Annotated in this window: 12 protein-coding genes; 5 read left to right on the top strand and 7 right to left on the bottom strand. The window is 59.1% G+C overall.

What is annotated here, in order from left to right:
* Position 1: 1 nt before the first annotated feature.
* A complete protein-coding gene (locus AABM55_RS16945) occupies positions 2 to 1186 on the bottom strand; it encodes an acetyl-CoA C-acyltransferase family protein (protein WP_347927068.1) in 1185 nt (394 codons plus the stop codon).
* A gap of 133 nt (positions 1187 to 1319) precedes the next feature.
* On the opposite strand from AABM55_RS16945, the gene AABM55_RS16940 reads away from it, so the two are divergent.
* A complete protein-coding gene (locus tag AABM55_RS16940; protein WP_347927067.1) occupies positions 1320 to 2342 on the top strand; it encodes an AraC family transcriptional regulator in 1023 nt (340 codons plus the stop codon).
* Between the two features lie 160 nt (positions 2343 to 2502).
* Here the strand turns inward: AABM55_RS16940 and AABM55_RS16935 are convergent, their stop codons facing one another.
* The 6 genes from AABM55_RS16935 to AABM55_RS16910 all read right to left on the bottom strand — a co-directional run bounded on the left by AABM55_RS16935 (position 2503) and on the right by AABM55_RS16910 (position 8100).
* Positions 2503 to 2916, bottom strand: a complete 414-nt coding sequence (locus AABM55_RS16935; protein ID WP_347927066.1) for a VOC family protein — start codon at positions 2914 to 2916, stop codon at positions 2503 to 2505.
* Positions 2917 to 3133: 217 nt separating this feature from the next.
* Positions 3134 to 4597 (bottom strand): GDL motif peptide-associated radical SAM/SPASM maturase, encoded by a 1464-nt coding sequence (locus AABM55_RS16930; protein ID WP_347927065.1) that lies wholly within the window; start codon positions 4595 to 4597, stop codon positions 3134 to 3136.
* 152 nt (positions 4598 to 4749) lie between these two features.
* The gene (locus AABM55_RS16925) at positions 4750 to 5331 is read right to left on the bottom strand and encodes a DUF1842 domain-containing protein (RefSeq protein ID WP_347927064.1); all 582 of its coding nucleotides are present in this window, start codon (positions 5329 to 5331) and stop codon (positions 4750 to 4752) included.
* A 53-nt stretch (positions 5332 to 5384) separates the two neighbouring features.
* Positions 5385 to 6017 carry a DUF1842 domain-containing protein gene (locus AABM55_RS16920; protein ID WP_347927063.1) on the bottom strand — a complete coding sequence of 211 codons (633 nt, stop codon included), beginning with the start codon at positions 6015 to 6017 and terminating at the stop codon, positions 5385 to 5387.
* Positions 6018 to 6057: 40 nt separating this feature from the next.
* The gene (locus AABM55_RS16915) at positions 6058 to 6246 is read right to left on the bottom strand and encodes a DUF1843 domain-containing protein (protein WP_347927062.1); all 189 of its coding nucleotides are present in this window, start codon (positions 6244 to 6246) and stop codon (positions 6058 to 6060) included.
* A 321-nt stretch (positions 6247 to 6567) separates the two neighbouring features.
* Positions 6568 to 8100: an FAD-dependent oxidoreductase gene (locus tag AABM55_RS16910; RefSeq protein WP_347927061.1), complete on the bottom strand. Its 1533-nt coding sequence runs from the start codon at positions 8098 to 8100 to the stop codon at positions 6568 to 6570.
* 211 nt (positions 8101 to 8311) lie between these two features.
* Between AABM55_RS16910 and AABM55_RS16905 the strand changes: the two genes are divergently transcribed.
* The 4 genes from AABM55_RS16905 to AABM55_RS16890 all read left to right on the top strand — a co-directional run bounded on the left by AABM55_RS16905 (position 8312) and on the right by AABM55_RS16890 (position 12349).
* Positions 8312 to 8836 carry a cupin domain-containing protein gene (locus AABM55_RS16905; protein ID WP_347927060.1) on the top strand — a complete coding sequence of 175 codons (525 nt, stop codon included), beginning with the start codon at positions 8312 to 8314 and terminating at the stop codon, positions 8834 to 8836.
* Between the two features lie 270 nt (positions 8837 to 9106).
* The gene (locus tag AABM55_RS16900) at positions 9107 to 10396 is read left to right on the top strand and encodes an FAD-binding oxidoreductase (RefSeq protein ID WP_347927059.1); all 1290 of its coding nucleotides are present in this window, start codon (positions 9107 to 9109) and stop codon (positions 10394 to 10396) included.
* Between the two features lie 25 nt (positions 10397 to 10421).
* A complete protein-coding gene (locus tag AABM55_RS16895; protein ID WP_019689871.1) occupies positions 10422 to 10979 on the top strand; it encodes a helix-turn-helix domain-containing protein in 558 nt (185 codons plus the stop codon).
* Between the two features lie 23 nt (positions 10980 to 11002).
* Positions 11003 to 12349 carry a glutamine synthetase family protein gene (locus AABM55_RS16890; protein ID WP_347927058.1) on the top strand — a complete coding sequence of 449 codons (1347 nt, stop codon included), beginning with the start codon at positions 11003 to 11005 and terminating at the stop codon, positions 12347 to 12349.
* The last annotated feature ends 13 nt before the right edge of the window (positions 12350 to 12362 follow it).

Below are 12362 nucleotides of genomic sequence, written 5' to 3'. Positions count from 1 at the left end.
GTCAAACCCGTTCGAACAACACGGCAATGCCTTGGCCGCCGCCAATGCACATGGTCGCCAGGGCATAACGTCCCTGAATCCGATGCAGTTCGTGAATGGCCTTGGTCGCGATGATTGCGCCAGTGGCGCCCACTGGATGGCCCAGCGAGATGCCCGAACCGTTGGGGTTGACCTTCTCGGGATCGAAGCCCAGCTCTTGCGCCACGGCACAGGCCTGGGCCGCGAAGGCTTCGTTGGACTCGATGACATCAAGGTCGGCCACGGTCAGGCCCGCGCGCTTGAGCACCAGGCGAGTGGCGGGAATCGGTCCAAGTCCCATCATCGACGGCTCAACCCCGGCGTGGGCATACCCCACCAGTCGGGCCATCGGCTTGAGGCCTTGTTCCTGGACAACTTGCCCGGTGGCCATGATCAGCGCGCCAGCGCCATCATTGAGGCCGGAGGCGTTGCCGGCGGTGACGCTGCCGTCTTTTTTGAATGCGGGTTTCATGCCGCTCAATTGCTCGAAGCTGACCTCTGCCCGTACATGCTCATCCGTCGCAAACGAAACCGTGCCTTTGCGGCTCGCCATTTCGATCGGCACGATCTGCCCGGCAAAACGCCCTTCGGCAATCGCCCTGGCGGCACGCTGCTGGCTGAGCAGCGCCAGTTGATCCTGGGTCTGACGGGAGATGCCGTAGTGCTCGGCGATGTTTTCTGCGGTGATGCCCATGTGGAAGCCGGCAAACGGGTCTTGCAGCACGCCGAGCATGTAGTCGATGCCCTGAATGTCGCCCATTCGTGCACCCCAGCGCGCCTGTGGCAACAAGTAGGCACCACGGCTCATGGACTCGACACCACCGGCCAGCGCTGCCCCGGCATCCCCGAGCATCAGACTTTGTGCCGCACTGACAATCGCCTGCAGACCCGAACCGCAGAGGCGGTTGACGTTGAAGGCCGGGGTCTCTTTCGGCAGGCCGGCATTCATCGCCACGGCCCGTGAAATGTAGGCGTCGCGCGCCTCCGTCGGGATCACATGGCCCATCACCGCATGACCGATGAGTTCGGGCGCCAGGCCTGAACGTTCAATGGCTGCGCGGCACACGTCGGTTGCCAACTGGATAGGCGGCACATCCTTGAGTGAACCGCCAAAACTGCCGATGGCAGAACGGACCGCGCTCACAACAAAAATATCGGAAGGGTTCATGTGGTTTTCCTGAAAGAGGTCTTTTTTGTTGGGTACGAGTCTAGAATCAGCAACGCCGCTGGCCTATGCCGGAACTGTTCAACGGTGATGGCGTTTTTTGCCACTTTCAGATGCTGAGGAGAGAGACGATCACATGCGGGATACGGATTCGGTGGCGGTCTATTTCATGTATCCAATGATCCATGCCCTGCGTGAAAATCCGCAGCGTCTGCGGTCGGTACTCGAGCAGGTGGGAATCGATCCGGCACTGATGGATCAGCCTACAGCACGGGTGCCGGCCACTGCTTTTGCTGCGTTATGGCTGGTGCAGATTCGTGAGTTGAACGACGAGTTCTTTCAGCTGGACTCCCACGGCATGCCGCCGGGCAGTTTCGCCTTGATCTGTCGGGCACTGATCCAGGAACCGACGCTGGAAAAAGCCATGCGTCAGTGCCTGGCCAATTTCGGCCTGTTCCTGCGGGATTTTCGCGGCACGTTAACGGTGCGTGGCAAGCGTGCAGTCATCAGCTTGCAGACTCAGGCGCAAAACAGCGACGTCGCACACTTCGGTGAAGAGACGTTCCTGGTGTTGATGATCAGCCTGCTGTGCTGGCTCGGCGGGCGGCGCATTCCCATCGATCGTGCGGACTTTCGTCATGAGCGGTTGTCGCTCAATGATGATTCATTGCTCTGGGGCGCCAACCTGACCTTCGGCGCCGAGCGCACCGAGATCGAGTTCGACAGCCGTTATCTGCAATTGCCGGTGGTTCAGGACCTTGCTTCACTCAAGGCATTTTTGCGCAGTGCACCGCAGTGGCTGGTGATTCGTTTCCGTAACCAGCATGGCCTGGCATCGCAGGTTCATCAGCGTTTGCGCAACAGCCATTACAGCCAATGGCCGACCCTGGAGACGTTTGCGATCGAACAGCATTTGAGCCCCAGCACCGTTCGCCGAAAACTGGAGCGTGAAGGCTGTTCATTCCAGGAGATCAAGGACGAAGTACGCCGCGGTGTTGCCTTTGAACAACTGCGCCAGAGCCAATCGAGCATCACCGCGATTGCCGAGCAGATCGGTTTTCAGGAGCCCAGCGCGTTCCATCGGGCATTCAAGAAGTGGACCGGAGAGAGTCCGGGGCGTTACCGGGCGAGGTTCCAGGGCAAGCGCGTCGATGCCTGAGAAGTATCTGTGGCGAGGGAGCTTGCTCCCGCTGGACTGCCTAGCAGACCCAATTCAGGGCCGCTTCGCGCCCCAGCGGGAGCAAGCTCCCTCGCCACAACTGCGGTTGTGCCTGAAACACCGGCTTAAGTGAACAGCACTGCACTCATCGAATAGCGTTTTACTTGTCGGCTTCGCAATTAACCATCCATGGCACCCCGAAACGGTCAACCAGCATGCCGAAGCGTGCGGCCCAGAACGTCGCCTCCAGCGGCATTTGAATGGTGCCCCGGTCCGCCAGCGCGGTAAAAATCCGCTCGGCTTCAGCGATGCTGGTGACATTCAGCGAAACAAAGCAACCGTTGATGCCGTGGTAGGGCCGCTCAGGTGTGGTGTCGGAGCCCATGAGGACCTGGTCGCCGACCACCAGCCGGGTATGCATGATCAGGTCATGGCTACTCGCCGGAATTTGATCGCGGGCCGGCGACTCGCCGAAGGTCATCATCATTTCAAGGGTGCCTTGCAGGCATTGCGCGTAGAACGTGAAGGCTGCTTTGCAATCACCGTTGAAGATCAGGTAGGGATTGATTTTCATCGTCAGCTCCAGGAACGCAGAGGGAAAGGGCACTATTTATTCCAGCGTGCCCGTGTGGGTAAGCCATGGGAAAGACGTTCAGCTATCGAGTAGCAGGGGGCTAATTATGGCTGACAGGTGTGGTTTTTTTAGATGATTTTGTTTGCTGCGAGCGAGCGTTATTACCGGTGGAAAAAAGATTGCAGGGGGCGAGTTGCCCCCTGGTATTCAGGCCTCGCTACATCAAGTTGCTTTGCGGCAATCCCAGCAGCCCGGTCAGCGTATTGAGGATGGTTTGTTGCCGGGCGCGGTTGACATGGTGCTCGGCTTCTGCGGCAGCGACATCGGCAGCGCAGTGAGGGCAGGTCACTTCGTGTGCATGGATGTACTGCAAGCAGCCACGACACAGCGCCAGTTGTGGCGGAATACGTCCTTCGTCAGGCGATTTCTGGCCCTGGTTCGCCCAGGCCAGTTTGATCACCTGGCCACTGTCGCTGACGCTGTTGACCTTCTCGCCGGTGTCGATGCGTTCAGTAATCAGGTCAAAGCGTCCGACGGCGAAGGAGGTTTTCGCAGCGTCCTCGAGTTTGACAATTCGTTCGCGCAGTCCCTTTTTCTGCAGATCCAGCGCACGGTAGTGACAGTAGGGATTGTTGCCGGGTTTGCCGAGTAAGGAGTGCGACGTCCAGGTACAGCCGCCACGGCAGACATCGTTGTAGTAGCAGCTTCGGCAGTAGCCCCACAGATCCTCGACACCGCGCAGACGGCCGAAGTGCATGCCTTCGCTGTAGTGCCAGATATCGTGCAGGCTCATGTTGCGCACATTGCCACCCGAAAAGCCCACCGTTGCCAATGAAGGGCAGCCTTTGACGGTGCCGTCGGCTTCGAGTGCCAGCACGGTTTGCCCGGCCGCGCAGCCGCTCCAGTGCACGCGCTCGTCGCCAAAACCACGCCACATATGCTCGTAAGGGCCGTAGTAACCAATATTGTTGCCCACGTTCATCAGCAGGCCGCGATCAACCCCCTCGCGGTAAAGGCGTGCCAGCAACGGCATCACTTCAAGCAGTTGATAGGGCTGTAACAGCAGCTCTGGATGGTCGACGGCATTGCCCATGGCGACCGTCAGCTGGATCTGCCAGTGGGTGGCGCCGAGTTCGATGATCAAGTCCATCAGTTCGGGCAGATCGGGCAGGGTGGCCGCGCCGATCTGGGTGTTGACGCTCACGGCAAGCCCCGACTGTTTGGCGCGTCGCAGGGTATCGATAGCCTTGTCGAACGAGCCCGGAACATTGCGCACGGCGTCATGTAGCGGGGCCAGTCCATCCAGCGAAACACCGACGCCATTGAGCCCGGCATCCACTGCCGCCTGCATTTTCGCCGGCGTCAGGTTGCGGCCACCGGTTTGTATCGCGCAATACATGCCGTGATCGTGGATCGCCTGGATCAGCTGAGTCCAGTCCTTGCGCAAATAGGCTTCACCGCCGATCAAGGTGATCTCGCGGGTGCCGAGTGCCGCCAGGGAATCGATGACATCCAGGCATTCCCGGGTGTTCAGTTCATCCGGGCGTCGATGGCCTGCGCGGGAGCCGCAATGCAGGCATTTGAGATCGCAGGCCAGGGTGATTTCCCAGACCACATGGACCGGCACGTAACGTTTGAGGTCGGTTTCACTGAGGTAGCGGGCGGGGCGATTGTCTGACATGGGAAATCCTTGCGCACAGACACGTACGCGGCACGAATCCATCGAAGTGTTCGCGCCTTCCTTAGCATCAACGGCGCGAGTGGATTTACCTCTGGGGTTGAAAAGTCCCGGGCTCGGTCAGTGGTGATCTGACCCAGCCCGGGCATTGCCGGTTAGCGTGCTTCCAGTCGGGTGATTTCTGCTTGCAACTGCTCCAGCGCACTGCGCAAGGCACCGCTGTTGGCCAGTTGTTGTTCGCCTTGGCTCACCACGGTTTTCAGCTGCGCCAGGTCACCGCTGGCTTGCGCTTGCTGCACGGCGACGGCGTAGAGCGGGCGCACAACATGTGACGGATGCTCCGGGTGCTGAGCCGGGGCCTGGCTGACAGCCGCGTGTCTGACTGTCGTCCAGTGGTCCTGATCGTAGTACTTGTAGTCGGCAAAACCGCTGGCCCAATCGGCGCCTAGAATGCCGCGCAGGTCGAAGGTCTGGGCGATCTGGCTGTAAGGGCCACTCGGGCTGCCATCCAAAGTGAGGATGATGTGGTTTTCCGTATCGGCGGTCAGTTTGGCCTCGGAATACTCACCCCATACCCGGGCACGAAAGTTGAGGGGTGGATAGGTGCTTTGAAAAATGCTCGCAACACCGCTGACTTTCTTGTTGACGGTATCCACCAGCAGATCCAGGGTTAAAACCGGTGCGCCGAGTAGCGAGCTGGAAACGTTGAGGCGCGTGTGAAAAAGTCCAATTGACATGGTGCAACTCCCTTAATTGTATTCAGGACAAGCCAGGCACATTCAGTTGCCGGTCAGCGGCGTTCCAGCCTGCTGATTTCGCCCTTGGCGGCCTCAAGCGCACTTTGCAGCTGTGGTTGCTGGTCCAGTTGTTGTTTGGCAAGGCTCGCCAGATTTTTCATCTGGGCCAGGTCACCGCTGGCGATGGCACTCTGAATCGGCGCGGCGTACAGCGGCATGATCGGCGGATACGGCAGGATGACCGGGCCGGGTTCCAGCGGCAGTGGATAGGCCCTGGAAGGCACTGACTCGACGAGATGGGCGGGCGCATTGACCTTGACCCAGCGCTGACCATTGAAATACTCGTAGTTGGCGACGCCCGCTTTCCAGTCGCTACCGACCACCAGATGCAACTTGAAATTCACGATGGAGTTAGAACTCGGGCCACCTTGGTTGCCTTGAACGGTGATGAGGATTTTGCTGACGCCGGGTTTCATCACCGTCATGTAGGTGTACTCACCCCAGACATCGGAATGCACATCCAGCGGCGGGTTGGTTGCTTGAGTGATTGCGGCAGTACCGCTTACCGTTTGCTCAGGTGTAAACACCAGCAGATTGAGCGCCAGGTTTTGTGCACCCGGTTGCTGAGTACCAATTTGATAGCAGAGTGGGAATAAGCCGACAGACTGTTGAGAAGAACCAGACATAATTATTGCCTCCATTGCAATAGGGGAGCGGAAACAGTGCTTAGTGCTGTTCCAGGCGTGCGACTTCCTTAGCCAACTGCTCGTACGCGCTACTGAGTTCTTTGGGTTCTGGCTTGGATGCATCGCGTTGTTTCAACAACGTTTTCATTTGCGGCAGGTTGCCTGCCTTGATCGCGCTTTGGATGGCCACCCCATAAGGGGGCATGCTATGGCCAGTTGAATTGCTCATAACGATTCCTTCCGTGGTTGTGCGAATACTGCTGTCATCAGCAGTTTTTGCAGTTAAGCAGGCGTTGATAAATATGCAATGGGCAATGGGCTAGTGCAGCGGATAAATTGTTAATATTATTTTATTAATAGCGACGCGTTAGGAGTTTGCCTGTTTGTTATCAGGATTGGCGATGAGAGAAAGCGTGCCGGGTTCTTTCGTCATAAGCAGAGCGAGTTCTTATCGCTATTAATAATGAATGTGCGCAGTTGTTTATTTTGTTGGCGGCTAAGTACGATAGTTCCAATAAGTGCATTGTTTTATTGTGACTGCTCAGCCTTCTTACACGGCGATTCGCCGAATGATCTGCAAGGCTTCTTCGCGCAGCAACGGCTGTTTCATCCGCTCGGCCAACAACGCCATTTGCCGCGAGTACTCGCAGGCGACCACCGCCTCGACCTGTTCACCCTTGCACAGCAGGGCGATGAAGGCGTATTGCTCGGGGTTACCTTCGAAGACGATCCGGTCCCATTGGTCGGCGTGACCGAGCATCTCGAAGGTCTTGTCGAAGTGATAGGTCCAGAAAAACGGTACATCCACATAGTGTGTATCAGCGCCTAGCATGTTTTGCGCGGCGATCTGCGCCTGCTGCTGCGCCAGGCGCCAGTGCTCGATACGTGTGGGGACGCCTTGCAATGCAAAGGAGGCGATGTCGCCGGCAGCCCACAATCCAGGCGCAGCGCGCATGCCTTCGTCTACCGGTAGCCCGCCGTCATCGTCCAGCTCAACACCTTCGAGCAGGTCGGTGACCGGGTTGACGCCGATGCCGATCAGCACCAGGTCGGCGGGAAGTCGTTGACCATTCTCGAGCAGAACGGCCTCGACGTTGTCCTGGCCCTCGAACGCCTTCGGCTGGGTATTGGCATGAAAGACCACGCCGTTATCTTCGTGCAGGGACAAAATCGCCAGGCCGATGCGCTCACCGAACAGCGTGCTGAACGGTGTTTCATGGTGCGCGACGACGCTGACTTCCAGGCCATGGCGGCGCAAGGCCGATGCCGACTCCAGGCCGATGAAGCTGGCACCGATGATGACCACACGGGCACCGGGTTTTGCGATGTGCAGAATGCGCTCGGCATCCGTTCGTGAACGCAGCGCCAGGATGTTGTGCAGATGCGCACCGTCTACCGACAGCGGCCTGGGTTCGCCGCCACTGGCCAGGAGCGCGGCGTCGTAGTCGAAGGTGCGCCCGTCACCCAGGGAAACCCTTTTGGCGGCCACATCGAGACGGATGACCTCACCTTGAACCCGCTCGATGTGCTGTTCGTTGTAAAAGCGTTCATCAAGCAGCGGTGGCGTTTCTTCGACGGACATTTCCCCGGCAAGGACATATTTGCTCAGCACCGTGCGGTCATAGCCGGGGTCCGTTTCGCGATCGATCAACACCAGGCGACCGGCAAAGCCGTGTTCACGCAGGGCGACTGTTGCCGCTGTGCCCGCAGCGCCTGCACCGACGATCACGAAGCAGCGTGAATCAGGGGCACGATTCACTTCGATGGAGGCGAGGGGTTGGTCGTCCACGTGTACATCGCCATCGACGATCTTGACCGGATAACGGGTCAGTCCATTCAAGGCTGGCGGTTCGCACACTTGACCGTCCTCGACCGTGAACATCGCCTTGTGCCATGGGCAAATCAGCCGACCATTGCAGACAATGCCTTCGTCCAACGGAGCCTGTGCGTGCGGACATTCGCCCTGATAGGCGTAGACCCGTTCGCCGGCCCGCAACAGCACGATCTTCAGTGAGCCGATTTCAACGCGAGTACCGCGGTCTTCACGAAGGTCGGTAAAACGGGCGACGTTGTGCAGGGACATGACCACTCTCCGGGGCGGGATTTTCCGTTGGCGCCGGCAGTGGCGGGGGAGTGTCAGTGAAACTGCGGCCCCGTCTGGCAGGCTCGACCCTTACAGTAAAGCAGTGAAATCGATTGCCCATCGGCACCTCCATCGACGCTCCAAGGAACGCTTGCGCTGCGTTACACGCTATGCAAACTGTCGCGACTCCACCTGACTGATGGCCTTTAACATGACGGATAGCAAACCCGACAGACACACTCCCAGCGCCCAGGAAATCGTCGCTGCACTCGACCTGGAACCCCATGTGGAAGGCGGTTATTACCGCCGGACCTTTCAGTCGGATCAGCAGCTCATGGTCGAGACTGCAGGTGGTCGGCGTTATGCGATGACCTCGATCTATTACCTGCTGACGGCTGCGTCTCCCGTCGGCCACTTTCATTTGAACCGATCCGACATCGTTCACTACTACCATCTGGGCGATGCGATTCGATACTTCCTCATTTACCCGGACGGCACATTGAAAACCGTGGAGATGGGCAATGACGTCACTGCCGGGCAGTGCCTGCAACTGCATGTGCCGGGCGGTGTCTGGAAGGCTTCGCAGCTCATGGCTGGACCGGCCGCTTACGGCCTTATCAGTGAAGCCGTTTCGCCAGGGTTTGATTTTGCGGATATGCAATTGGGCTGTCGGCACGGGCTCAGCGAGCTGTTTCCAGAGCATTCGGCGCTGTTTGAGCGGCTGGCGCGAGAATAAAACAGTAAGACCAGCACGCACTCCGTAGCAGCTGTCGAGCCTGCGAGGCTGCGTTCGGCTGCGTAGCAGTCGTAAACCCTGCCTCCGTGGTCGATCTGGTAGACCGCGTTGCATGATTTTACGAGTGCTGCGCACTCGAACGCAGCCTCGCGGGCTCGACAGCTGCTACCGGTCATCCGGTCTGCGAGGGATGAGCAGGATGTTGCGCTCATGAAATTTATTCTGTAGTTTTTCATGAAATTATAAAAACATAATTTCATGGGTGCCCGAATGTTTCAGCAGTCCTCGCAGCATGTCGCCAGCTATTACGCCCACAGTTGCGCAGATCGCCTGTTGAACCGAGCCGCATTGGAAGGTGAACACACTGCCGAGGTGCTGATCATTGGTGCCGGTTTCAGCGGTCTGCATACCGCATTGCGCCTGGCCTTGGCGGGCAAGCGCGTGACGTTGCTGGAAGCCAGTCGTGTTGCCTGGGCGGCCTCGGGGCGTAATGGTGGGCAGGCGATTCTCGGCTGGTCGTGTGACATGCCGCCTCTGGAGGCTGCGCTGGGTCATGAACGCGCGCGGCGCTTGTGGGACGGCATGCGCTGGGCGGCGCAGGAGCTGCGCGAGTTGCCTGCGCGCCATGGTTTCGACTGCGATTATCGACCCGGCCACTTGTGGACGTCGGTCATGCCGCGTCGGGTCAGTCTCCTGACCGAGTGGCAACACGAGGCCAGCCACAAGTGGGGCCACGATGGCCTGCAATTCATAACGCGTGAGCAGTTACCGCAGTGGGTCGCCAGCGAGCGTTATCAGGCGGGGCTCTATGACCCCGAAGGCGGCCATCTGAATCCATTGAAGCTAGCGCTTGGCCTGGCCGCAGCCATTGAGCGTGCTGGCGGCTGCATCTTTGAGCAGAGCAAAGCGCTGAGCTATCGCGAAGAAGGCGATCAGTACCGGGTGACTACCGAGCGCGGGAGCATTCGGGCAAATGTCCTGGTGCTGGCGTGCAACGCCTATCTCGATCAACTCGACCCTGAATTGGCCAGTTGCGTGCTGCCGGTGGGCACTTATCAGGTGGCCACCGCGCCGCTGACCGCCGAGCAAGCCAGCGCGCTGTTGCCGAGTAATGTCTGCGTCACCGACAACCAGTTTGTCCTCGATTATTTCCGTCGCACACCGGATAACCGCCTGCTGTTCGGTGGCGGCTGCACCTATCTGGGCGGGATGCCCAAAGACATCGCCGCCGCGACACGACCCTACCTGGAACGGGTCTTCCCGCAGCTCAAGGGTGTCGAGCTGGAGTTTGCCTGGGGCGGGCATATCGACCTGACCCTCAAGCGCACCCCCGACATTGGCCGGCGCGGCGACCTCTACTGGCTACAGGGTTATTCCGGGCATGGAGTGCTTCCTACATTGGCGGGGGCTCGCGCCGTGTCCGATGCGATTCTCGGTCAGCCGGACGAGTTGGCCTTGTACCAGTGTTTGCGTAATGACAGCTTTCCCGGCGGTAAATACCTGGCAGCGCCATTGGAAGCCATCGGCAAGGCCTGGTACCGACTGCGCGACAGCATTTGATGAGTCATCTTCCGGAATTACTGGCATGAACAAGCAAGAAGAAATCGCCGCGCTGGCGATCCTGATCCACGATCTGCGCAAGCACAAGAAATACACCCTCAAGGAATTGGCCGACAAAATCGACCGTTCCGTGGGCTTTCTTTCGCAAGTCGAACGTGGCTTGTCACGGCCGACCGTGGCAGACCTGACCGCGATCAGCGAAACCCTCGGCGTGCCAACCACCTACTTTTACAGCTTGCCGAAACCCAAGGTGTTGCCTTGGGTGACCCGGCCGGATGAGCGCCGCACGTTGTACTACGCCAACGGGATTACCGACATTCTGGTCTCGCCGAAGATCAGGGCCTCGTTCTCGATGCTCGAAAGCCAACTGGAGGCCGGCGCCAGCAGTGGCGAGCGGCACTTGAGCGACAGCTCCGAGCAGGGCGGCTATGTGCTGGAAGGCGCATTGACGCTGTGGTTGGGCGATGACGACGAGCCGGTCACCTTGCAGGCCGGTGATAGTTTTCAGCTCGACAGTCACACACGCTGTCGCTACGGCAACCTCACCGACCAGCTCACGCGAGTGCTTTGGGTTTACACCTGATAACAATAAAAGGAACAACAACGATGGATGCTGCCTGCTCTGATCTGCTGGCTGAGGTTCGTGCTTTTCGCCAACGCTACCCCGAGGTGCGCTATGTCGACCTGATCTCCCTGGACATTCCCGGGCATTTCTACGGCAAGCGCTATCCGATAGAGATGCTCGAAAAGGTGGCTGCCGGCAGCGCCCTCAAGCTGCCGCAGAACTGCGTGTTACTGGGCGTGCAGGGTGGGCTGTTCAAAATCGGCGACTACTGTTTTAACGACGGCGACCCGGATGCTCTGCGGCGCCTGGTGCCCGGCACGCTCAAGCCGGTGAGCTGGGAATCCAAGCCACTGGGTCAGATGCTGATCACCTCGGACGGCACCGAGAAGCCAATCGTCTTCGAGCCCCGCGAGGTCCTCGCGCAGGTGTTGGAGCGGTTGCGTGGCAAAGGTATTCATCCGGTGGTGGCGTTCGAGCTGGAGTTCTATCTGTTCGATAAACAGCTGCGCGACGGGCAGCCGCAGTTCCCCCGCGATCAGCTGTCGGACGATGCCGATGATCAACCGAACATGCACATCGAGCGGCTGTCGCGCTTTTCGCCAGTGCTCGATGAAATGGTCGAAGCGGCGAGGGCGCAAGGCATCGATACCACGGTGATCACTGCCGAACTTGGGCCGGGCCAGTTCGAGATCAACTTCGGTCATCTTGATGACGGCCTGCGTGCTGCCGACTGGGCGGCGCTGTTTTGCCGTAGCACCCGTGGCGTCGCGCTCAAACACGGTTACCGCGCCAGCTTCATGGCCAAGCCTTACTTGCAGCATCCGGGCAGCGGCATGCATGTGCATGTCAGCCTCTATGATGCCGAGGGTAAAAACCTGCTGGCCGCCAACCAGCAGCAAGCACTGCGGCATGCGGTGGCCGGCTGCCTGGAACTGTTGCCGCATTGCATGCCGATCTTCGCGCCGAACCAGAACGCCTTCCGGCGTTTGGGCGGTACGGTGAACGCGGCGACACTTGCCAGCTGGGGTTTCGAGGATCGCGATGCGTGTGTGCGGATTCCCGATTCGGATTCGAAAAATTTGCGTATCGAGCATCGCCTGGCGGGCGCGGACGCCAACCCTTATCTCGTGCTGGCAGCGATTCTGGTGGGACTGGAGCAGGGGCTGGAAGCCGGTCGCGAGCCGATCGCAGCGCTCAATGAAGACCGCAACAGCGGGATCGATTTTCCGCTGGAAATGCTCGAAGCCGTGCGCGCCATGCAGCATCAGCCACAACTGCGTGAGGGTTTGGGGGCGGAGTTTGTTGATGTGTACTGCGAGAACAAGCGCCAGGACCACCTGGCCTTCATGCAGGAGATCAGTGCGCGCGAGTATCGCTGGTATCTGTAACAACCGCCGACTC

Source organism: Pseudomonas helvetica (assembly GCF_039908645.1).
GTDB classification, from domain to species: Bacteria; Pseudomonadota; Gammaproteobacteria; order Pseudomonadales; family Pseudomonadaceae; genus Aquipseudomonas; species Aquipseudomonas helvetica.
Note: the sequence above shows the minus strand (reverse complement) of the source record. Positions and strands in the feature narration are given on the sequence as shown.

Excerpts from the sequence above, each read along its gene's own strand:
- AABM55_RS16945 (WP_347927068.1), bottom strand. The coding sequence starts at position 1,186 with ATGAACCCTTCCGATATTTTTGTTGTGAGCGCGGTCCGTTCTGCCATC.
- AABM55_RS16940 (WP_347927067.1), top strand. The coding sequence starts at position 1,320 with ATGCGGGATACGGATTCGGTGGCGGTCTATTTCATGTATCCAATGATC.
- AABM55_RS16935 (WP_347927066.1), bottom strand. The coding sequence starts at position 2,916 with ATGAAAATCAATCCCTACCTGATCTTCAACGGTGATTGCAAAGCAGCC.
- AABM55_RS16930 (WP_347927065.1), bottom strand. The coding sequence starts at position 4,597 with ATGTCAGACAATCGCCCCGCCCGCTACCTCAGTGAAACCGACCTCAAA.
- AABM55_RS16925 (WP_347927064.1), bottom strand. The coding sequence starts at position 5,331 with ATGTCAATTGGACTTTTTCACACGCGCCTCAACGTTTCCAGCTCGCTA.
- AABM55_RS16920 (WP_347927063.1), bottom strand. The coding sequence starts at position 6,017 with ATGTCTGGTTCTTCTCAACAGTCTGTCGGCTTATTCCCACTCTGCTAT.
- AABM55_RS16915 (WP_347927062.1), bottom strand. The coding sequence starts at position 6,246 with ATGAGCAATTCAACTGGCCATAGCATGCCCCCTTATGGGGTGGCCATC.
- AABM55_RS16910 (WP_347927061.1), bottom strand. The coding sequence starts at position 8,100 with ATGTCCCTGCACAACGTCGCCCGTTTTACCGACCTTCGTGAAGACCGC.
- AABM55_RS16905 (WP_347927060.1), top strand. The coding sequence starts at position 8,312 with ATGACGGATAGCAAACCCGACAGACACACTCCCAGCGCCCAGGAAATC.
- AABM55_RS16900 (WP_347927059.1), top strand. The coding sequence starts at position 9,107 with ATGTTTCAGCAGTCCTCGCAGCATGTCGCCAGCTATTACGCCCACAGT.
- AABM55_RS16895 (WP_019689871.1), top strand. The coding sequence starts at position 10,422 with ATGAACAAGCAAGAAGAAATCGCCGCGCTGGCGATCCTGATCCACGAT.
- AABM55_RS16890 (WP_347927058.1), top strand. The coding sequence starts at position 11,003 with ATGGATGCTGCCTGCTCTGATCTGCTGGCTGAGGTTCGTGCTTTTCGC.